Origin of the sequence: Streptomyces sp. NPDC052682 (assembly GCF_040678435.1) — a bacterium.
In the GTDB taxonomy this organism is placed as follows: Bacteria; Actinomycetota; Actinomycetes; order Streptomycetales; family Streptomycetaceae; genus Streptomyces.
On sequence record NZ_JBFATS010000022.1, the window covers coordinates 92,573 to 113,542 of the forward strand.

A 20,970-nucleotide genomic window follows, 5' to 3' on the forward strand; every position below is an offset into this window, starting at 1 on the left:
GAAGACGTCTGATGCGGCACACGGGTGGGAGGTGACAGGACGGATGAGCGGCACGGCGGTCCAGGCGGCCGAGCGGACGGGGGACACACCGATCCCCGTGCGCCTCGCCGCCGTCTTCCTGCCCGCGCCCCTCCCGCGCGCCGGCCGCATCGCCTTCTGGGACCCCGCCGGCGGCCCGCTGCCCGCCGACGACACGGCGGTCACCGAGCTCACCGTGGTGCGACGGCACGGCACCGGCGTACGGCGCCACACCGCACCGGCCCTGACGCTCCCGCTCGGTGAGGCCCTGCCGCTGCTGGTGCGGGCCCGCCACGACCCCGCGGCTCACCCCGCCACCGCCTGCTGGGGCGCGGCGGCGCTGCACGCCCTGCGGCTGACCGCCCGCGGTCGGCTGCTGCCGGGCCTGACGGCCACCGGCCACGACGCCTGGCGCGCCGGGCCCCTCGATCCCGGTGACATCGCCCACCTGCGCGCGGTGGCCGCCGCCCTCCCGTACGAAGGCCACGCCGTCCCGCTGCCCGGCCCCGGCCCGATCCGGCTGCCCGAGCCGGAGCCGCTGATGCGCGCCTTCCTCGACGCCGTCGCCGACACCGTGCCCCGCACCCCCGCCGCGCCCCACGCCTGCGGCGCGCCCTTCGCCGCGCAGGAGGGCCGGCGGCTGCCCGACGCCCACGACTGGGCCGCCGAGGTCGCCGCCGGCATGGACGCGGGTGTGCGCATCTCCCTGCGGCTGGACCTGTCGGCGTACGACCTGTTCGACACCGGCGAGGACGGCGCGCGCAGCGCGGGCGCGGCGATCGTCCAGGTGCACAGCCTCGCCGACCCCACCCTCGTCGTGGACGCGGCGACCCTGTGGGCGGGGGAGGCGGACGCCGCCTTCGGCCCCCGCGCACGCGTGGACGCCGCCCTCGCGGTGCGCCGGGCGGCCCGCGTCTGGCAACCCCTGGACCGGCTCGGCGACCAGGACGTGCCCGACGTGCTGGCCCTGTCCGAGGAGGAGCTCGGCGACCTGCTGGGCGTCGCGGCCACCCGGCTCGCCGCGGCCGGGGTCGCCGTGCACTGGCCGCGGGACCTGGCCAGGGACCTGACCGCGACAGCGGTGGTCCGGCCCGCGCCCGGCTCGGCGACCGACGGCACCGGCTTCTTCGAGAGCGAGGACCTGCTCCGGTTCCACTGGCAGCTGGCGCTCGGCGGCGAACCGCTCACCGACGCGGAGATGGACGCCCTGGCCGAGTCCCACCGTCCGGTCGTCCGGCTGCGCGACCAGTGGGTCCTGGTCGACCCGGCGCTCGTCCGCAAGGCCCGCACCCGCGACCTCGGCCTGCTCGACCCCGTCGACGCGCTGTCCGTCGCGCTCACCGGCACCGCCGAGGTCGACGGCGAGACCGTGCAGGCCGTCCCGGCCGGGGCGCTGGCCACCCTGCGCGACCGGCTGACGGCCGGCGTGCGCCCCGCCGAGCCGCCGCCCGGACTGCACGCCACCCTCCGCGACTACCAGTTGCGCGGCCTGGCCTGGCTCGACCTCATGACCTCCCTCGGCCTCGGCGGCTGCCTCGCCGACGACATGGGCCTGGGCAAGACCATCACCGTCATCGCCCTGCACCTCAAGCGGGCCCGCCCCGAGCCGACGCTGGTGGTCTGCCCGGCCTCCCTGCTCGGCAACTGGCAGCGGGAGATCACCCGCTTCGCGCCCGGCGTGCCCGTCCGCCGCTTCCACGGCCCCGAGCGCACCCTGGACGACCTCGGCGGCGGTTTCGTCCTCACCACGTACGGCACCATGCGCTCGGCCGCGCCCACCCTGGCCGAGCAGAAGTGGGGCATGGTCGTCGCCGACGAGGCGCAGCACGTGAAGAACCCCTACTCGGCCACGGCGAAGGCCCTGCGCACCATCCCCTCCCCGGCCCGGGTGGCCCTGACCGGCACACCGGTGGAGAACAACCTCTCCGAGCTGTGGGCGCTGCTGGACTGGACGACCCCGGGACTCCTCGGCCCCCTGAAGTCCTTCCGGGCCCGGCACGCACGCGCGGTGGAGACGGGCGAGGACGACGAGGCGGTGCAGCGCCTGGCCCGCCTGGTCCGCCCCTTCCTCCTGCGCCGCAGGAAGTCCGACCCCGGCATCGTCCCCGAACTGCCGCCGAAGACGGAGACCGACCACCCGGTCCCGCTCACGCGCGAACAGGCCGCGTTGTACGAGGCGGTGGTGCGCGAGTCGATGCTGGCCATCGAGACCGCGCAGGGCATGGCCCGCCGGGGCCTGGTGCTGAAGCTGCTCACCTCGCTGAAGCAGATCTGCGACCACCCGGCGCTGTACCTCAAGGAGGAGCACATCCTTGCCTCCGGCGACCGGCTCGCCGCCCGTTCCGGCAAACTCGCGCTGCTGGACGAGCTGTTGGACACCCTGCTGGCCGAGGACGGCTCGGCGCTCGTCTTCACCCAGTACGTCGGCATGGCCCGGTTGATCGGCTCCCACCTGGCGGCGCGCGCGGTCCCGGCGGACCTGTTGCACGGCGGCACTCCGGTGCCCGAACGGGAACGCATGGTGGACCGCTTCCAGAGCGGAGCCACCCCGGTCCTGGTCCTCTCCCTGAAGGCGGCCGGCACCGGCCTGAACCTCACCCGCGCCGGGCACGTCGTCCACTTCGACCGCTGGTGGAACCCGGCCGTGGAGGAACAGGCCACCGACCGTGCCTACCGCATCGGCCAGACCCAGCCGGTCCAGGTCCACCGCCTCATCACCGAGGGCACGGTCGAAGACCGCATCGCCGAGATGCTCGAGTCCAAGCGCGCCCTGGCCGACGCGATCCTCGGCTCCGGCGAGTCGGCCCTGACCGAACTGACCGACCGCGAGCTGTCCGACCTGGTCGCCCTGCGGAGGACGCCATGACCCCGCGCCCCGCCGACGAGGCCCGCCGTGCCCTGCGAGCGGCCCGGGCAGCCCGGGCGGCCGGGGACGACCAGGGCCCGGCCTCCCGCCCGACGGTCCCGGAAGCCCAGCCGGATCGGCCCGCACCCGAGCAGACCCCGTCCGGCGCGCCCCGCCCGGGCGACGTCGCCCGCGAGGCACTGCGCCGAGCGGTCGCGGCCCGCCGGGCGGGGCACGCCGAGCCAGGAGGCACGGCTGAGTCCGAGCAGTCAGGGGAGTCGTCGGTACCGGATGGGGAATCGGGCGCTGAAGCTCCGGCCAGGGGCCGTGCGCGGCCAACCGCCGTGGTGGAAGCCGCCGGAGGCGAGACCAGCGTGAGGCCGGCCACGCCCGCGGCCCCACTCCGACGCCGCCCTCAGGACCACGCCGCCGGCACCGCCGCACGGGCCGTGCGGGAACTGCTGGCCGGTGCCTTCCGCATGCCCACCGACCCGGACGAGCCCGGCAGCGCCGAGACAGGCGAGCGGTGGAGCCCGGCCGGCTCGTCGGACAGCGACGTACCTCCACCGGCTGAGACACGGGACACCGCGTCCCGCCAGCGGGGGAGCAGCGCGCCGCGCTCGCAGGGGGGCAGCGCACCGGAGTCGCGGGGGAGTGCCTCAGGCTTGTCGCAGGGGGGCAGCGCACCGGAGTCGCGGGGGAGTGCCTCAGGCTTGTCGCAGGGGGGCAGCGCACCGGAGTCGAGGGGGAGTGCCTCAGGCTTGTCGCAGGGGGGCAGCGCACCGGAGTCGAGGGGGAGTGCCTCAGGCTTGTCGCAGGGGGGCAGCGCGCCCGAGTCGAGGGGGAGCGCCTCAGACTCGCCGCAGGGGAGCAGCGCGCCCGAGCTGCGGGGGAGCGCCTCGCGCCCGCCGCGGAGGAGCACCGCGCGGCCGCAGCAGGGGAGCACCGCCCGTTCCGCCCCCGCGTCCGCCGCGCCGCAGGTCCCGCACACCATGGCCGCGCCCGGCCGCGACCACGACCTGCGCCGTACCTTCCCGGCCTTCCCGCCCCGACCGGCGGACGGCGACCGCTTCGCCGAGACCTGGTGGGGCAACGCGTGGGTCACCGCCCTCGAAGAAGGTGCCCTGGATCCCAACCGGCTGGCCCGGGGACGGGGATACGCCCAGCAGGGGAACGTCGACGCCATCACGGTGACGCCCGGCCTGGTGCTGGCGTACGTCCGCGGCAGCCGGCCCCGGCCGTACCGCGTACAGGTGCGGCTGCGCACGCTGGAGGACGCCGACTGGGAGCGCTTCCTGGACGCCGCCGCCGACCGGCCGGGGCACATCGCCGCCCTGCTCGACAAGGAGCTGCCCCAGTCCCTCGCCGACCGCCCCGTGCCCCTGCTGCCCGGCCCCGGTGACCTGGACCCCCGCTGCACCTGCCCCGACTCGGGCCACCCCTGCAAACACGCGGCGGCCCTGTGCTACCAGACCGCCCGGCTGCTCGACGCCGACCCCTTCGTCCTGCTCCTGCTGCGCGGCCGCGGTGAGCGCGAGCTGCTCGACGCCCTGTCCCGCCGCAGCGCCACCCGGGCGGCCCGGGCCGCGCAGGACAAGGACCCCGCGCCCCTGCCCGGCATCCGCGCGACCGAAGCCCTCACGCCGCGCACGCTGCCACCCCTGCCCGCGCCCCTGCCCCCGCCCCCGCACCCCGAGCAGCCACCGGCGTACCCGGCGGCCCCGGGCGGTCCGGACCCGTTCGCGCTGGACCAGCTGGCCACCGACGCCGCCGCCCGTGCCCACGCCCTGCTCACCACCGGCCGCGACCCGGTCGGGGGCCTCACGCTCTGGCAGGACGCGGTCCGTATCGCCGCGGCCCGCCCCGGCTCGGGACTCACCGCGGGCACCCGCGCCCTCTACGCCGCCCTGGCCTCCGCCGCCGGCCGCACCGCGGCCGACCTGGCGCGGGCGGTCGCCGCCTGGCGGCAGGGCGGGCTGGAGGGCCTCGCCGTCCTGGAGGAGCCCTGGGACCCGCCGGCCGGACGGTTCGACCGCGCCCGGCCCCTGCTGCTCGCCGCCGACCTGCCTGCCTTCCGCCCCTGGCGCAACCGCCTCACCCACCCGCGCGGCCACCTCCAGCTCCGCCTGGGCCGCGACGGCCTGTGGTACGCGTACGAGTCCGAGCCGGGCCACGACGACTGGTGGCCGCGCGGCACCCCCGACCTGGACCCGGTCGGTGCCCTGACCGGCCTCGGCCTGCCAGGAGACCTCGGCCTGCCGGACGGTCCCGGTCCGCCGGGCGACGTCTGAACGACGCCCCCGCACCACCCGCCGTGTCAGCCCGTCAGGTGGCGCTGGATCCAGTCCGCCGCCGTCCGGCGGAACAGCCGGCGGTTGTCGGCGCGCCGGAAGTCGTGGCCCTCGTCCCGCAGGACGAGGAGCCGCGCCTCCACCCCGCGCTCCCTGGCCGCGCGGACGAACTGTTCGGACTCGCCCGGCGGCACGTTGGTGTCGTGTTCGCCGTGCACGGCCAGCACGGGCGCGCGCAGGGCGTCGATCCGGCTCATCGGCGACAGCGCGCGCAGCAGGTCGCGGTCGCGTTCGGGATGCCCGTACTTGTGGGCCGCCGAGCGGGCGATCCACGGTTCGGTGCCGGCGAAGAACGTGGCGAAGTCCGACATGCCGCACACGGCGACGCCGGTGCGGAACAGGTCCGGGTGCCACACCAGGGAGGCCATCGTCAGATAGCCGCCGTAGGAGCGGCCCATGACGGCCAGCCGCCGGGGGTCGGCGAGCCCGGCCAGGACCACATGGGCGGCGCAGTCGGCGACGTCGTCGAGGGCGGCGAACCGGCCCGAGCCCAGGTCGGCGTCGACGAAGGAGCGCCCGTATCCGGAGGAGCCGCGCACGTCGGGGGCGAAGACGTCCAGGCCCCGGCCCGTCAGCTCGTGGTACAGCGGGTCGAACACGGGGCGTTCCTGCTCCTCCGGGCCGCCGTGCAGGTGCAGGACACAGGGCGCGGGTTCGCCGGGCGCGCGGCCCGGGGCGCGGTAGTACCAGCCGCCGAGGGTGAGCCCGTCGCGGGCGATGGGGCGCATCGGGACAGGCCGTACGGGCGGACGGTCACCGGGGACCGCGTCCTCGTCACGTGAGGACCACGGCGTGCGCAGGGCCGTCCCCTGGGGCAGCCACCACACGCCGGGGCGGCGCTGTGACCCGGACAGGGCGACCACCGGGCCGTCCGGGTCCGCGGTGGGCACGGCGCGCGTGACCACCTCGTGGGGGAGCGGCACGGGACGCGAGGACAGCTGCGCCGGTTCCGCCGCGGTGCCGCCCCCGGCGCTGTCCAGCGCGGCGATCCGCAGGTCGCTGACCCCGCGTACGTTCCAGGAGAGCAGGGCGCCGCGCCCGTCGCGGTCCACGGCCAGCAACTCCAGGCCGCAGTCCGGGCGTTCGGCGGCGACGGTCAGCCCCAGCCGCCGTCCCCGGGCGTCCAGCCGGACCGCGTACAGGGCGGCGTACTCCCGGCCGTGGTCGCTGCGCAGCCACAGCGTCCGGCCGTCCGGCGAGAACCCGCCGATCCACGGGTCGCCGTCGGCGACGGGCACCGCGCAGGTCACGCCCAGGTCGTCGGTGCGCACGACGAGGGCTTCGCGGCGGCCCCGGGGCCCGCGCCGCAGCAGCGCCAGCCGGCCGTCGCGGCTCAGGTCGCACACCCGCAGGGTGGCCGCGCCCCGCTCACTCGCCAGGAACACGGGCGCGGAGACGCCCTCCGGGTCGACGAGGTACGTGGACAGCGTCAGCGGCACCGGTTCGTCGCCGGTGCTCCCCTCGCCGTCCGCCGTACCCCCGGGGACGGTGAAGGCGCGCGCGGCCGTGCCGGACGGCTGCCCGCCCAGCAGCACGGCGTGGCCGTCCCGCGCGTCCCATCCGGGCGGGCGGGACGAGACGGGCATGCCGTCCTCGGCGCGTGCGGGCCCCGCCTGCGGATCGCCCGGACCGGTGAGCGGGGACGGTTCGGCGACGGTCACCGCTACGGCCGACCCGTCGTGCCGCCAGCAGCCCAGATGGGCGGAGCTGCCCGGCTCGGCCCCGGCCAGCACGCGCCGCCCGGTGCCGTCGGGGCGCACGCACAGCACCCGGGTGAGCTCCCCGCCGCCCGGGGCCGTGGTGTACGCGATCCACCGCCCGTCGGGCGACCAGGACACCTCCAGGACCGGGTCGGGACCGGCGTCCAGCAGGTGCACGGTGTCACCGTCGACCGGCCCCGTCCACAGCTGCGGCACCCCGCGCCGGTCGCAGATGAACGCCACGCGCCGGCCGCTGGGATCCACCGACGGGTACCAGCAGCCGTGGGCGGTCACCACAGGGGGCCCGTCGTGGACCGCCGCGGCGTCCGGCAGGGCCACCGGCACGGGCGCGGGCAGCGACTCCGGGGACACGATGTCCCGCGCGTCGACAACGCCCTGCGGCTCCCGCGCGGCGGAGTCCAGCGGGTCCTGTCCCTCGCTCAGCGGCTCCCGTGCGGCGGAGTCCCGCGGGTCCCGGCCGTCGGGCAGGGGCTGCCCTGCGGGGGACGGCCGCTCGCCTGTGGCAGAAACCCGCGGGCCCCCTGCGTCGGTCAGCGGGCCCTGCGCCGCGGTCAGCGGATCCCGTGCGTCTGCAGCCATATCTCCAGCAAAGCTACCTGCCACAGCGTGTTCGCCCCCCGGCGGGTGCGGTGTGCGTCGGGCGCCGCGAGCAACTCGGCGACGTACTCCTGGCGGAACAGACCGCGCTCCCTCGCCTCCGGGGCGGTGAGGGCCTCACGGACCCGCTGCAGGACCGGACCGGCCATGTGCTTGATCGCCGGGACGGGGAAGTAGCCCTTGGGCCGGTCCACGACCTCGCGCGGCAGCACCTTGCGCCCGGCCGCCTTCAGTACGCCCTTGCCGCCGTCGGCGAGCTTGAGTTCGGGCGGGCAGGCGGCGGCCAGCTCGACCAGCTCGTGGTCGAGGAACGGCACCCGGGCCTCCAGGCCCCAGTCCATGGTCATGTTGTCGACGCGCTTGACCGGGTCGTCGACCATCATCACGTGCGTGTCGAGCCGCAGGTCCGCGTCGAGCGCGGTCTCGGCGCCGGGGGCCGCCATGTGCGCCCGTACGAACTCGCCCGAGACGTCCTTCCCGGGCAGCAGGTCCGGCTCCAGGATGCGGGCGAGGTCGGCGTGCGAGCGGTCGAAGTAGGCGTCGATGTAGGCCTGCGCGGCCCGCTCGCGCGGCACGCCCGCCATGGCCGGGTACCAGTGGTAGCCCGCGAACACCTCGTCGGCGCCCTGGCCGCTCTGGACGACCTTGACCTCCTTGGCGACCTGCTCGGACAGCAGGTGGAAGGCGACCACGTCGTGGCTCATCATGGGTTCGCTCATGGCCGCCACCGCCCCGTCCAGGGCCCGGGAGACCCGGTCGGAGGGGACCATCAGCTGGTGGTGGTCGGTGTCGAAGTGCCGCGCGACCAGGTCGGAGTAGCGGAACTCGTCCCCCTCCTCGTCGCCCTCCGACTCGAAGCCGACGCTGAACGTGGCCAGGTCGCGCTGCCCCTCCTGGGCCAGCAGGGCCACGATCAGGCTGGAGTCCAGACCGCCCGACAGCAGCACGCCGACCGGCACGTCGGCGACCATGCGGCGGCGCACGGCGGTGCGCAGCGCCTCCAGCACGGCGTCCGTCCAGTCCTCGGCGCTCAGGCCGGCGTGCTCGGGCCGGCGGGTGTAGGCGGGCTGCCAGTAGCAGTGCTCACGCTGGGTGCCGTCGGGCTCGATGACGCGGACGGTGGCCGGCGGCAGCTTGCGCACGCCGGTGAGCACGGTCCGGGGTGCCGCCACGGTGGCGTGCCAGCTGAAGTACTGGTGCAGGGCCACCGGGTCCAGCGCGGTGTCGACCCCGCCGCCGGCCAGCAGCGCCGGCAGCGAGGAGGCGAACCGCAGCCGTTCCGGCGTCTCCGACAGGTACAGCGGCTTGATGCCGAGCCGGTCGCGGGCCAGGACCACCCGCCCGGTGTCCAGCTCGACGACCACGAAGGCGAACATGCCGTAGAAACGCTCGACACACGCCGTGCCCCACTCCTGGTACGCCTTGAAGACCACCTCGGTGTCGGAGTCCGAGAAGAAGGTGTGGCCGAGTCCGCGCAGCTCCTCGCGCAGCTCCCGGTAGTTGTAGACGCAGCCGTTGAAGACGCCGGCCACCCGTCCGCGGGGGTCGGTCATGGGCTGCGCGCCGGTGTCCGACAGGTCGATGATCTTGAGCCGGCGGTGGCCGAGGGCGACCGGGCCCTGGGACCACAGCCCGCGGCCGTCGGGGCCCCGGGGGGCGAGCCGGTCGGTCATCCGCTCGACCGCCGCGATGTCAGGCCGTCCGCCGTCGAAGCGGACCTCGCCGCTGAGACCGCACATCAGATCCGCCTCCTTCCGGCAACGCCCCGCGCTGGTGCGGAGCGCGGCACGGCGGAGGCGGCGTACGGATCCGGGAGAGGGGCAGCTGACTTGGACATGACGGTAGTACTCCTCGAACTTCGTGGAACGACGTGCTGGTGACGCAACCTGCGCGGCACGGATTCAGCCGACCGTGTCCCCGGCCGCGCTCCTGCGCAGGTACGGGCGGCGGGACCCCGTGGTGCCCACCGGGGTGACCGGCCGCCGGGTGACCGGGGCGGGACGCTGTCCGGCCCGGCCGCCGCGGGTCTCGTCGACCAGCAGATCGACGCCGGCGAGCAGGCCGTCGGCCGCCGCCACCCGCCGCAGCCGGTGGGCGGCGCTCCCGGCGGCCAGGGCCTCCTCCAGCAGGGTGTGCACGGTGTCCCAGTCGCCGGACGCCTCCAGGGCCGGGCGCAGCCGGTCCCGCATCCGGCGCAGCACCTCCGCGGCCGGCGCCGCCCGCCGGGTCTGCGGATCGACCAGATCTCCCTCCAGGCCGGAGCGGGCCGCACGCCAGGTGGCGGAGCGCAGCCAGTCGTGGCGGCCGTCGCACAGCGGGCCGCCGTGCCGCGCGAGCCGTTCGCACGCCTCGCGCACCAGTGCCCGGAACAGACCGGCGACCAGCACGACCGTCTCCACCCGCGGGGAGGCGTCGCAGATCCGCAGCTCCAGGGTGCGCTGATGCGCCGACGGCCGGACGTCGGGGTAGATCATCCCGGGGTCGCTGATCACACCTGTGCCGATCAGCTCCTCGACGACCGCGTCGTACGCGCGCGCGTCCGCGTGGCAGCCGGCCGGCCCGGCGGTGGGCCAGCGCTGCCACAGCAGGGTGCGCCAGCTGGCGTACCCGGTGTCCGCCCCCAGCCAGAACGGCGAGCTGGCGGACAGTGCCAGCAGCGGCGCCAGCCACGGGGACACCAGGCACATGGCGCGTACGGCGGTGTCCCGGTCGGGTACGTCGACGTGCACCTGGGCGCTGCACAGGAGCTGCTCGTGGGCGACCCTGCGGTACTCGTCGGCCATGTGCAGGTACCGGGCGGCGGGGGTGATGTCGCGGGTGCTGATCCGGGCCAGCGGCACGGTGCCGGCCGCCACCACCGCCAGACCGAGTGCGGAGGCTTCAGCGGCGAGCCGGCGTCTGGCCCCCGCCAGGTCCGTGTACAGGTCGTCGAGGGTGGTGTGGACCTCGCTGTTGCGCTCCAGGGCCGACCGCTGGAGCTCGGTCGTGAAGCCAGGTCTGTCCAGCCGGTCGAGAATGGCGCGGGCCCGTGGCACCAGTCGCCCGCTCTCCACGTCGACCACGTGGAACTCTTCCTCTGCCCCGATGCGCGGCGTCACTGTCTCTTCCTCCCGGAGGTTCTCCGGCCGGCCCCGCGGGGCGCGGCCCCGGTGGCCGCGGCGCAGGCCGTCCGCGCTGTGCCGGGTGCCCCGAGGGGCCCCGCACAAGCATGCGAATCGCCCCCTGTGTCACAGAGCGCTCAGATGAGCACACTCCGTCCGCGGCTTGTGCTCGGGCCTGCGTCCGTGGCCCGTGTCAGGCACGCTCCGCCCCTGGCCGTGTCGCGTGTGTCTGCGTCCGTGACCGTGTCGCGCACGCCTGCGCTGGTGGCCCGTGCCCGCGCGTCTGCGTCCGGGGCCTGTGCCCGGGCCTCCGTCCGTTGCGTACCTCCCGTGTCGCGCACGCTCCGTTCGGGCCCGTGCCCGCGCGCCTGCGTCTGCGGCCTGTGCCCGCGCGTCTGTGTCCGTGGCCGTGTCGCGCACGCCTGCGCTCGTGGCCCGTGACTCTCCGTCTGCGTCCGCGTCCCGTGCCCGCGCGTCTGCGTCCGGGGCCGTGTCGCGCACGCTCCGTCCGGGCCCGTGCACGCGCGCCTTCGTCCGCCCGTGTCTGCGCCCGGTTGCCGTGTCCCGTGTGTCTGCGTCCGTGGCCCGTGCCCGCCCGCCACCATCCGCGTCCCGTACCGCCCGCCTCCGCCCGGCGTGCCCGCGCGTCTGCGTCCGTGGCCGTGTGCCTGCGTCCGTGGCGCGTGCCCGCCCGCAGCCGCCTCACGACCGCCCGCCCCGCGCCCGGACCAGCAGCCGGGCGGTGACGTCCGGCTGCGGGTAGGGAAACGCGTGCGCGCCCGGAACCCGCACGGCGTGGCCGGCTCCGGCCCTGCCTGCCAGGTCGTCGGCCCAGTCCGCGGGGCAGAGCGCGTCGCCCGCTCCGAACGCCACCGTGACCGGGCATCCCACCGCGGCGACGACCTCCTCGGGCGCGTCCGCCTGGGCGGAGCGGACGCAGGTCAGCAGCCGCCGGGGACCGGCCCGGAGGTAGGAGGGCAGCACGGCGGGCACGACCCCCGGGGACTCGCGGACGGCGGTGCGGGCGAACGCGGCGAGCAGGGGCCGCATCCGCCGCAGCCGGGGCGGGAAGGTGGGCGCCAGCAGGACGAGGGCCCGGACCCGCTCCGGAACCCGCACGGCCGCGTGCAGCGCCACCTGGGCGCCGGTGGAGTGCCCGGCGAGCACCACCGGCTTTCCCGGCACGGCGGCCAGCCACCGCGCCACGGTGTCCGCGAGCGGCTCCAGCCTCTCCGGGCAGACCGGCCCCGACGGATCGCCGAACCCCGGCACGTCCAGCAGACGCGCCGGCCCCGACCGGGCGCACCGCTCCAGCGTGCGCAGCAGGTACCCCGGCGCTCCCAGACCCGGAACCAGGATCACGGGATCCTCCCGCTCACCCAGGCGCGGTGTGCCCAGGCTGCGGACCGACACCGAGCCGGCACGGTCCCGGCAGACACGCAGGGGCGGTGTCTGGTGCTGTGGCATGACCGGCGGGTACCCGGTCCGTCCGGAGACGGGCACCAGGGGCCCGGCTCGCACAGACCTCAGGAGGTACGGGATGCGGCTGCGCAATCACGTCGTGGTGGTGACCGGGGCGTCCGGCGGGATCGGACGGGCCACGGCCGAGGCTTTCGCGCGCAAGGGCTGCGCCGTGGTGCTGGCCGCGCGCCGCGAGGAGGCGCTGGAGGCGACGGCCCGGCAGTGCGAGAAGCACCGCGGGGCCCGGACGCTGATCGTGCCCACCGACATGACGGACGTGGCGGCCGTCGACGAGCTGGCGCGGCGTGCCGTGCAGGAGTTCGGCCGGATCGACGTCTGGGTCAACAACGCGGCCGTCAACGCCTTCGGCCGTTTCGAGGACATCCCGATGGAGGACTTCCGCAAGGTCCTCGACGTCAACGTGATGGGGTACGTGTACGGGGCCCGGGCGGCCCTGCGGGTGATGCGGGAGCAGGGCACGGGCACGCTGGTGAACATCGCGTCCATCGCCGGTGCCGTCCCCCAGCCCTACAGCCACCCCTACAGCATGTCCAAGCACGCCGTCCGCTCCCTCGGCTCCAGCCTCCGCCAGCAGCTGAGGGTCGAAGGGGTGAAGGACATCCACGTGTGCACGGTGCTGCCCGCGACCATCGACACCCCGCACTTCGCGCAGGCGGCCAACTACACCGGGCACAAGGTCGTCGCCATGCCGCCCGTCTACAGCCCCGAACGGGTCGCCCGGGCGGTCGTCGACCTCGTCCGCCACCCGCGCCGCGAAGTCGTCGTCGGCCCCGCCGGCCGCGCCCTGGTGCGCCAGGCCCGGATGGCGCCGGCCCTGGCGGAGCGGGCCATGGCGCGGCAGACGGACCGGGCCCACCTCGACCACGACGAGGAGGCCCCGCCCACGCACGGAGCCCTGCACGTGCCGTCCCCCGGCGAGGGCGCCGTCCACGGCGGCTGGGGCGGCCGGCGGCGCACCGCGATCCGCAGGACGGCCGTCGCCGCCGCACTGGCAGGAGCGGCCGTGACCGCCGGCCGGCGCCTCACCACCGGCCAGGCCCGCGGCTGACCGGCGCCCCTCCTGTCCGACGCCGCCGACGGGGAGCGGCGACGTGACTCAAGAGGGGCCTGCCGCGGACCGATGAACGGATCATGACGTCGACGTGCCCCACCCCGCAGAAAGTCTCCCGCACCTCCGCGGCCCCCGGCCGCCTGCCGCCGGCGCCCCCCGCCCGCGTGTCCCTGCCGAGGCCCGCCCTGTGGCTCCTGCCCGCGCTCCTCGTCGCCGTGGCGGGCTTCGAACGGCGGTGGATGTCCGACGACGCCTTCATCTACGTACGCACCGTCCGGCAGGTACTCGCGGGCAACGGGCCGGTGTTCAACATCGGGGAGCGCGTGGAGTCCTCGACCGGGACGCTGTGGCAGTGGCTGCTGGTCGCGGCCGGCCTGAGCGGCGCCGACCTCGCGACGGCCGCGGTGTACGGCGGACTGCTGCTGACCGCCGCCGGGTTCGCCCTGGCAGGACTCGGGGCGCTCAGGCTGTACGGCACCTCGCGGGCCGTCCCGCTGGGCTCGCTCGTGCTGCTGGGCCTGCCGCCCGTGTGGGACTTCGCCACCTCCGGCCTGGAGACGGGGCTGAGCACCTGCTGGATCGCCGGGGCGTGGCTGGCGCTGACCGCGCGCCCCGCCTCCCTGTGGACATCGGCGCTGCTGGGGCTCGGACCGCTGGTCCGCCCCGACCTGGGCCTGGTCTCCCTGGTCTTCCTGGGCGCGCAGTGGCTGCTCGCGCGCCCGTCCCCGCGCGGCCTGCTCGCCGGAGCCGCGGCCGCCGGAGCGCTGCCGGCCCTGTACGAGATCTTCCGCGCGGGCTACTTCGGACACCTGCTCCCGCTGCCGGCCGTCGCCAAGGAGGCGTCCCACAGCCTGTGGCACCGCGGACTGGTCTACCTCGTGGACTTCACCCACCCCTACCTGCTGGCGCTGCCCGCGCTGCTCGTGCTCACCGCCCTGCTGCCCCGGCCGCCCAGGCCCGCGGCGGGCTTCGTCCCGGTGCTCGCACCGGTCCTGGCGGGGCTGCTGTGCTGGGGGTACGTGATCCGGGTCGGCGGCGACTTCATGCACGGCCGGATGCTGCTGCCGGGCCTGCTGCTGATGCTGCTGCCCGTCTTCGTCGTACCGGCCACGCGGGTACGGGCCCTGGCGGCGGCCGGTGTCGCGGCCTGGGCGGCGGTGTGCGCCGTGGCCCTGCGGGTTCCCTACCCCGGACACGTGGGCCCGGCCGGTATCGCCGACGAGCGGGGCGTGTACGTCCGGCTCAACGCGGACGCCCACCCCGTCCACCACACCTTCGCGGGCGCGCCGTACAGCCGGGCCTACGCGCGCGGCGTGCGGGACGCGGCCCGGGCGAAGGAGCCGGTGCTCCTGCTGGGCCGCTACGCCCGCACGACCGCGAAGTCCCCTTCCCTCACCGCCAGTTACCTCGTCCTCGGCCTCAACGGATCCGCCGTGCCGCTGGACGGAGTCGCCCTCGACCCGGTCGGGCTGGCCTATCCCGTCGCGGCGCACTCCCAGCGCCTCGCCCCCGGCCGCGCGGGACACGACAAGCGCCTGCCCGCGGCGTGGTTCCTCGCGGACCACGGCGACGGCCGCCACCTGCCGCCCGGCACCGACCGGGGAGCGGTGGCCGCGGCCCGGCACGCCCTGAGCTGCGGCGCCCTCGCCGAACTCCGCCACGCGACCCGCGACCCGCTGACCCCGGCCCGCTTCCTGGCGAACCTCACCGGCGCCTGGGACCGCACGACGTTCCGCTTCCCGGCCGACCCCCGGCGGGCGGAGCGGGAACTGTGCTGAGCGGCGTCCGCCGGAGTGTCGGTGCCGTCGGTGCCTTCGGTGTCGTCGGTGTCGTCACAGAAGGCTGCCGCTGCCATAAGGGGCGTACAGATCGAGCAGCCGGACGCGAGTCGAGCGCAGGCGGTGGGCGAGGACGCCGCCCACCCACTGGGCTACGCTCGCGCCGAGCGCGAGGTCGTCCGCGCACATCGAGCGGATCGCGGTGGCGTCGAACTCGTAGGCCCGCACCGGGGTGGTCGCCTCGGCGCCCAGGTGCCAGGTGTGCGGGGCGAACAGCCAGGACCAGCCGATGAGTTCGTTGTACCGGAGGGTCTCGATCACGGCGGCCCGGCGGCCGGGTACCCGCATGTCGAGGTCGACGCTGCCGGTGCGGATGATCCAGAACCGGTCGGCGCGGCCGCCCTCCTCGAAGAGGCGGGTGCCCTGGGGGAAGGACACCTCCCGGGCGAAGCGCATCAGCCGCTGCCGATGCTCGGCGGGGAGCGCCCGCAGCATGCCGGCTGTGGCGGGAGCGTTCATGACGTGCCTCCAGTCAGGGCGTACGGACCTGCCACGTCCAGCGTGCGCCGGTGCGCTGCCCCGGGCGATGGGCCACCCGGCCCCCTGGCCGGGCCGACCGGCGGGGCCGTTCAGCCCCTGCCCGGGCTCCGGTGCGCCGCCCTCCCGGATGACCGCACCGCGACTGCGGGATGGGCCGGTCGGCCCTGTCGGGTACCCGGCGGGCCGGGGAAGGGTGGGGAGACACGGACCCACCCGCAGGCACCCGCCCGCAGCTCCGACCGATCCCGATCCGGAAGGGACCCGATGATGTCCGCCGACAAGCAGCCGAGGCCGACCCCGCTCACCGACGAGGAGCTGAGGCTGCTGGACGCCCCCTGGCGCGCCGCCAACTACCTGTCCGTGGGTCAGATCTACCTCATGGCGAACCCCCTGCTGACCGAGCCTCTGCGCCCGGAGCACGTCAAGCCGCGGCTGCTCGGCCACTGGGGTACCTCGCCCGGGCTGAACCTGGTCTACACCCACCTCAACCGCGTCATCCGGGCCCGTGAGCTGGACGCCCTGTGCATCTGGGGCCCCGGCCACGGCGGACCCGCGGTGGTCGCGGGCTCCTGGCTGGAGGGCTCGTACACCGAGACCTACCCCGACATCACGCGGGACGCGGCGGGGATGGGCCGGCTGTTCCGGCAGTTCTCGTTCCCCGGTGGGGTGCCCAGCCATGTCGCGCCCGAGACACCGGGCTCGATCCACGAGGGCGGCGAACTGGGCTACTCGCTCTCGCACGCCTACGGCGCCGCCTTCGACAACCCCGGTCTGCTGGTCGCCTGTGTCGTCGGCGACGGCGAGGCGGAGACCGGCCCGCTGGCCGCCTCCTGGCACTCCGACAAGTTCCTGGACCCGGTGCACGACGGTGCCGTCCTGCCGATCCTCCACCTCAACGGCTACAAGATCGCCAACCCGACCGTGCTCGCCCGGCTCCCCGAGACCGAACTCGACGACCTGCTGCGCGGCTACGGCCACGACCCGATCCACGTCACCGGCGACGACCCGATCGCCGTCCACCGCGCGATGGCCGAGGCGATGGACACCGCCCTGGACCGTATCGCCGCGCTCCAGCGCGCCGCCCGCGAGGAGGGCGCGACCGAGCGGCCGCGCTGGCCGGTGATCGTGCTGCGCACCCCCAAGGGCTGGACCGGCCCGGCCGAGGTCGACGGACTGCCGGTGGAAGGCACCTGGCGCTCCCACCAGGTCCCCCTGGCCGCCGTCCGCGACAACCCCGAGCACCTGCGCCGGCTGGAGGCCTGGCTGCGCTCGTACCGCCCCGAGGAACTGTTCGACGAGCAGGGCCGCCCCGTCGCCGACGTGCTGGCCTGCGTACCGGACGGCGACCGCAGGCTCGGCGCCACCCCGCGCGCCAACGGCGGACTGCTGCTGCGTGACCTGCCCCTGCCCCCGCTGGAGCGGTACGCCGTCGAGGTCGACAAGCCCGGCGCGACCCTGCACGAACCCACCCGGGTGCTCGGGGACCTGCTGGAAGACGTCATGCGGTCCACCGCCGACCGGCGCGACTTCCGCCTCGTCGGCCCCGACGAGACCGCCTCCAACCGCCTCCAGGCCGTCTACGACGCCAGCGGCAAGGCGTGGCAGGCCGGCACCCTCGACGTGGACGAACACCTCGACCGGCACGGCCGGGTGATGGAGATCCTCTCCGAACACACCTGCCAGGGCTGGCTGGAGGGGTATCTGCTCACCGGCCGGCACGGGCTGTTCTCCTGCTACGAGGCGTTCGTGCACATCGTCGACTCGATGGTCAACCAGCACATCAAATGGCTCCGTGTCACCCGCCGCCTGCCCTGGCGCGCCCCCATCGCCTCCCTCAACTACCTGCTCACCTCCCACGTGTGGCGCCAGGACCACAACGGCTTCTCCCACCAGGACCCCGGCTTCGTCGACCACATCCTCAACAAGAGCCCCGAGGCGGTGCGGGTCTACCTGCCGCCGGACGCCAACACCCTGCTCTCGGTGGCCGACCACGCCCTGCGCAGCCGGGACTACGTCAACGTGATCGTCGCGGGCAAGCAGCCCTGCTTCGACTGGCTGACGATGGAGCAGGCCAAGGTCCACTGCGCCCGTGGCGCGGGGATCTGGGAGTGGGCGGGCACCGAGAACGGCCGCGAACCGGACGTGGTACTGGCCTGCGCCGGCGACGTACCCACCCAGGAGGTGCTGGCCGCGGCCCAGCTGCTGCGCCGCCATCTGCCCGAGCTCGCCGTCCGGGTCGTCAACGTGGTCGACATCGCCCGGCTGATGCCGAGCGAGGAACACCCCCACGGCATGAACGACTTCGAGTACGACGGCCTGTTCACCGCGGACAAGCCGGTGATCTTCGCCTACCACGGCTACCCGTGGCTGATCCACCGCCTGGCCTACCGCCGTACCGGCCACCGGTACCTGCACGTGCGCGGCTACAAGGAGATCGGCACCACGACCACCCCCTTCGACATGGTCGTCCGCAACGACCTCGACCGCTACCGCCTGGTCATGGACGTCATCGACCGCGTCCCCGGGCTCGCGGTGCGGGCCGCCGCCGTACGCCAGCGGATGGAGGACGTACGCCTGCGCCACCACGACTGGATCCGCGTCCACGGCACCGACCTGCCGGAGGTCGCCGACTGGGCCTGGGACGGCTGACGGACGCCGTCGGGGCCCGGCTACGCCGTCGTCCTCATCGCTCTCGCGGCCGCGGGCGCCGGTGCCACCTGGGGCCTGGGCCTGGCCTGGGCGCGGCTGCCCTTCGTCCGCCGCAACCGCTGGCTGCTGTGAGGCGCGTCGGCCCGAGGCATCGCGGGCGGCAAGCACCGACCGAGCAGACACCGGCTTCCTGACCGGCCCACCGGTCGGCTCCTTCCCGTAGGGCCGACCGGCCCTGGCCCTTCGACCCGGGATCGCGCAAGATCTGCAGTGGACAAGGAACCGGTCGCGCGCACGGGCGGACTCCGGTGCGGGATCCAGACAGCGCAGAAGAAGAGCAGATCAAGGAGTATGCGATGGCGGACGGCGAGCAGCCCGGCCCCGACAACCCGATCCGGGTCTTCCTGCTGGACGACCACGAGGTGGTGCGGCGCGGGGTGCACGACCTGCTGGACGACGAGCCGGACATCACCGTGGTCGGCGAGGCCGCCAACGCCGAGCAGGCCCTGATCCGCGTGCCCGCCCTGCGCCCGCAGGTCGCGGTGCTCGATGTGCGCCTGCCCGACGGCGACGGGGTGAGTGTGTGCCGGGAGCTGCGCTCCCGCATGCCGGAGCTGGCCTGCCTGATGCTGACCTCGTTCGACGACGAGGAGGCCCTGCTGGACTCGATCATGGCGGGCGCCTCCGGGTACGTGCTGAAGCAGATCCAGGGCACGGACCTGGTGTCGGCCGTGCGCAGGGTGGCCGCCGGCCAGTCCCTGCTCGACCCCAGCGCCACCGCCAAGCTGATGGCCCGGCTGCGTCAGGGCCGGCAGCCGGAGCCCGAGCCCGACACGCTGCCGGGCCTGACCGACCGCGAGCGGGAGATCCTGGCGCTGATCGGCGAGGGACTGACCAACCGGCAGATCGGCCAGCGGCTCTACCTGGCCGAGAAGACGGTGAAGAACCACATCTCCCGGCTGCTGGCCAAGCTCGGTGTGGAGCGGCGCATCCAGGCCGCCGTCATCGCCACCCAGGCCCAGGACCGGCTCAGGCAAGCCGGCCACTGACACCGCCGGGCGAACTGGGGGGCGAACGGCCCGCGGCTCGCCCCCGTTCGGCCCATGCCCGATCCCCTCCCCGGCCGGCAGGCTGGCAGCGCAGACAGAGGCCCGTACGAGGACCTGCGCATGGCTCACGGGGCGCACGCCGAGGCAGACCCGGCGTGTCCTCGGCAGGTGAGGAGGATCCCATGGCTTCGCAGCTGCTTGACCAGAAGACCGTGACCGGGCTGGTGGCCGACGCCGCCGCGGCGCCGTCCATGCACAACGCGCAGCCATGGCGCTTTTGCTACCTGACCGGCGAGCGTGTCCTGCTGCTGCGCGCCGATCCGGAGCGGGCCATGCCCCCGGTCCGATCCCGACAACCGCGCCCTGCACATCGGCTGCGGGGCGGCCCTGTTCAACCTGCGCGTCGCCGCCGCGCACGCGGGCCTCGTTCCGCAGACCCGCCTGCTGCCCGAGCCGCAGGACCCCCTGCTGCTCGCCGCCGTCCACCTGGGGGACGAAGCCGGGAGCCGGGCGGACGAGGGCCTGGCGCGGCTGCACCCGGCGATCCGCCAGCGGCACACCAGCCGCCATCCCTTCGCCGACAAGGACGTCCCCGACGAGGTCCGGACCACCCTGCGGGAGGCTGCCGAGCGGGAGGGGGCCGTGCTGCTCTTCACCGGACCGTGGCACGCCGAGACCCTGCTCGACCTGATCCGCGACGCCGAGAGCCGGGACACCCTGGACCCCGGCGCGAGCGAGGACCTGGTCCGCTGGACCCGGCTCGGGCCGGAGGCGGACACGGCCGTCGACGGTGTCCCCGAGTACGCGTTCGGCCCGCGCAAACGGGACGGCAAGGCCCCCGTGCGGGACTTCGCCGGCCGCCGGCGTGTCGCGGACCGTGGCACCACCACGTTCGAGCACACCCCCCGCCTGGCCCTGCTCAGTACTGCCGGGGACGGACCGGCCGACTGGTTGCGCGCGGGTCAGGCGCTGGAGCGTGTGCTGCTGGAGGCGACCCTGGCCGACCTGGCCACCTCTTTGACCTCGCACGCGCTGGAGGACCGCGCGCTGCGGCTGCTGGCCCGCGACCCGGCCTCGGGGGTGGGCCAGGTGCAGATGGTGCTGCGCCTCGGTTACGGCCCGAGGGGTCCGGCCACGCCCCGCCGCGCGGTACGGGACGTTCTGGAGATCGTGTAGCCGGAAGACCTGCGGTGGGGCCTGCCGTGGGGCCCGGCGCCGCTACGGGCTGTGCCTCACCGGGGTCCGGGGGCCCCTGCAGTTCGCGTCCGGTGACCATCTCGGACTCGATCCGTACGAACACCGGCTCCTGCAGGGGCATCCAGGAACTCGGGCCGCTGTGCGACAGGCGCTCGTGTTCGGCGGGGTCGGTCACCACCGTGGCCCGCCCGGTGACGACGACGCTCCAGCCGGAGCGGGTCGCCGCGTCGAACTCGTCCGCCTCGAAGGCGACCACGACACCGTCGATGGCACGGACGAGATCCGAGGCCGGGGAGGTGCACAGCAGGACGGAGGAGTCCGTGTCCAGGGAGAAGTTGATGGGGAGGACCGCGGGCAGCGCCTGCCGGGTGTACACCACGCGGCCGACCGGCACCTTGGCCAGCAGGCGCAGGCACTCCTGCCGGTCGAGCGCGCGAAAGCCGTCTTTGTGGAACATCAGTCCATCGTCCTCCGGCGGCGGGGGGGGGGGGGGGGGCGCCCCCCCCCCCCCCCCCCCCCCGCCCGCCCCCCCGCCCCGTTGTGGGGGGCGGCGATAAACTCGAAATATATGGGGTAAAGGACAAGAGGGTG

General features: G+C 75.3%; 11 protein-coding genes and 2 pseudogenes. 7 read left to right on the top strand and 6 right to left on the bottom strand.

The features are described 5' to 3' along the window. Nucleotides 1-43 precede the first annotated feature (43 nt). Both AB0K80_RS29160 and AB0K80_RS29165 read left to right on the top strand, forming a co-directional pair. On the top strand, nucleotides 44-2,884 hold the full coding sequence (locus AB0K80_RS29160; protein WP_365674739.1) for a DEAD/DEAH box helicase: 2,841 nt from the start codon (nucleotides 44-46) through the stop codon (nucleotides 2,882-2,884). Continuing rightward, on the top strand, nucleotides 2,881-5,154 hold the full coding sequence (locus AB0K80_RS29165; protein ID WP_365674741.1) for an SWIM zinc finger family protein: 2,274 nt from the start codon (nucleotides 2,881-2,883) through the stop codon (nucleotides 5,152-5,154). Before AB0K80_RS29160 ends, AB0K80_RS29165 begins: the two co-directional genes overlap by 4 nt. 26 nt (nucleotides 5,155-5,180) lie before the next feature. On the opposite strand, the gene AB0K80_RS29170 is transcribed toward AB0K80_RS29165, so the two are convergent. The 4 genes from AB0K80_RS29170 to AB0K80_RS29185 all read right to left on the bottom strand — a co-directional run bounded on the left by AB0K80_RS29170 (nucleotide 5,181) and on the right by AB0K80_RS29185 (nucleotide 12,100). Beyond that, entirely contained in the window at nucleotides 5,181-7,514 is a 2,334-nt protein-coding gene (locus tag AB0K80_RS29170; RefSeq protein ID WP_365674743.1) for a prolyl oligopeptidase family serine peptidase, read from the bottom strand. Further along, the gene (locus AB0K80_RS29175; protein WP_365674744.1) at nucleotides 7,487-9,271 is read right to left on the bottom strand and encodes an N-acetylglutaminylglutamine amidotransferase; all 1,785 of its coding nucleotides are present in this window, start codon (nucleotides 9,269-9,271) and stop codon (nucleotides 7,487-7,489) included. The genes AB0K80_RS29170 and AB0K80_RS29175 overlap by 28 nt, the downstream gene beginning before the upstream one ends. A 162-nt stretch (nucleotides 9,272-9,433) precedes the next feature. Then, nucleotides 9,434-10,630, bottom strand: coding sequence for a YbdK family carboxylate-amine ligase (locus AB0K80_RS29180; RefSeq protein WP_365674745.1), 1,197 nt, complete (start codon nucleotides 10,628-10,630; stop codon nucleotides 9,434-9,436). A 705-nt stretch (nucleotides 10,631-11,335) separates the two neighbouring features. Continuing rightward, entirely contained in the window at nucleotides 11,336-12,100 is a 765-nt protein-coding gene (locus AB0K80_RS29185) for an alpha/beta fold hydrolase (protein ID WP_365674747.1), read from the bottom strand. A gap of 73 nt (nucleotides 12,101-12,173) precedes the next feature. Here AB0K80_RS29185 and AB0K80_RS29190 point away from each other — a divergent pair, with 73 nt between their 5' ends. Next, nucleotides 12,174-13,163 carry an SDR family oxidoreductase gene (locus AB0K80_RS29190; protein WP_365674748.1) on the top strand — a complete coding sequence of 330 codons (990 nt, stop codon included), beginning with the start codon at nucleotides 12,174-12,176 and terminating at the stop codon, nucleotides 13,161-13,163. A gap of 83 nt (nucleotides 13,164-13,246) precedes the next feature. After that, nucleotides 13,247-14,944: a hypothetical protein gene (locus AB0K80_RS29195; protein ID WP_365674749.1), complete on the top strand. Its 1,698-nt coding sequence runs from the start codon at nucleotides 13,247-13,249 to the stop codon at nucleotides 14,942-14,944. Nucleotides 14,945-14,998: 54 nt separating this feature from the next. Here AB0K80_RS29195 and AB0K80_RS29200 read toward each other — a convergent pair whose 3' ends face one another. After that, a complete protein-coding gene (locus AB0K80_RS29200) occupies nucleotides 14,999-15,463 on the bottom strand; it encodes a cyclic nucleotide-binding domain-containing protein (protein WP_365674751.1) in 465 nt (154 codons plus the stop codon). Between the two features lie 288 nt (nucleotides 15,464-15,751). Between AB0K80_RS29200 and AB0K80_RS29205 the strand changes: the two genes are divergently transcribed. The 3 genes and pseudogenes from AB0K80_RS29205 to AB0K80_RS29215 all read left to right on the top strand — a co-directional run bounded on the left by AB0K80_RS29205 (nucleotide 15,752) and on the right by AB0K80_RS29215 (nucleotide 20,358). Next, nucleotides 15,752-18,133, top strand: a complete 2,382-nt coding sequence (locus AB0K80_RS29205) for a phosphoketolase family protein (RefSeq protein WP_365674752.1) — start codon at nucleotides 15,752-15,754, stop codon at nucleotides 18,131-18,133. Nucleotides 18,134-18,489: 356 nt separating this feature from the next. Then, nucleotides 18,490-19,182, top strand: coding sequence for a response regulator transcription factor (locus AB0K80_RS29210; RefSeq protein ID WP_365674754.1), 693 nt, complete (start codon nucleotides 18,490-18,492; stop codon nucleotides 19,180-19,182). Nucleotides 19,183-19,364: 182 nt separating this feature from the next. Beyond that, nucleotides 19,365-20,358, top strand: a pseudogene (locus AB0K80_RS29215) (nitroreductase). 73 nt (nucleotides 20,359-20,431) lie between these two features. On the opposite strand, the pseudogene AB0K80_RS29220 reads toward AB0K80_RS29215, so the two are convergent. Then, nucleotides 20,432-20,836 (bottom strand): annotated as a pseudogene (locus tag AB0K80_RS29220) (pyridoxamine 5'-phosphate oxidase family protein); the annotation flags it as partial. Nucleotides 20,837-20,970: the final 134 nt, after the last annotated feature.

What these genes read in the sequence shown, in the direction of transcription:
- AB0K80_RS29210 (WP_365674754.1), top strand. Translation starts at nt 18,490, where the DNA reads ATGGCGGACGGCGAGCAGCCCGGCCCCGACAACCCGATCCGGGTCTTC.
- AB0K80_RS29195 (WP_365674749.1), top strand. Translation starts at nt 13,247, where the DNA reads ATGACGTCGACGTGCCCCACCCCGCAGAAAGTCTCCCGCACCTCCGCG.
- AB0K80_RS29165 (WP_365674741.1), top strand. Translation starts at nt 2,881, where the DNA reads ATGACCCCGCGCCCCGCCGACGAGGCCCGCCGTGCCCTGCGAGCGGCC.
- AB0K80_RS29200 (WP_365674751.1), bottom strand. Translation starts at nt 15,463, where the DNA reads ATGAACGCTCCCGCCACAGCCGGCATGCTGCGGGCGCTCCCCGCCGAG.
- AB0K80_RS29190 (WP_365674748.1), top strand. Translation starts at nt 12,174, where the DNA reads ATGCGGCTGCGCAATCACGTCGTGGTGGTGACCGGGGCGTCCGGCGGG.
- AB0K80_RS29205 (WP_365674752.1), top strand. Translation starts at nt 15,752, where the DNA reads ATGTCCGCCGACAAGCAGCCGAGGCCGACCCCGCTCACCGACGAGGAG.
- AB0K80_RS29170 (WP_365674743.1), bottom strand. Translation starts at nt 7,514, where the DNA reads ATGGCTGCAGACGCACGGGATCCGCTGACCGCGGCGCAGGGCCCGCTG.
- AB0K80_RS29160 (WP_365674739.1), top strand. Translation starts at nt 44, where the DNA reads ATGAGCGGCACGGCGGTCCAGGCGGCCGAGCGGACGGGGGACACACCG.
- AB0K80_RS29185 (WP_365674747.1), bottom strand. Translation starts at nt 12,100, where the DNA reads ATGCCACAGCACCAGACACCGCCCCTGCGTGTCTGCCGGGACCGTGCC.
- AB0K80_RS29175 (WP_365674744.1), bottom strand. Translation starts at nt 9,271, where the DNA reads ATGTGCGGTCTCAGCGGCGAGGTCCGCTTCGACGGCGGACGGCCTGAC.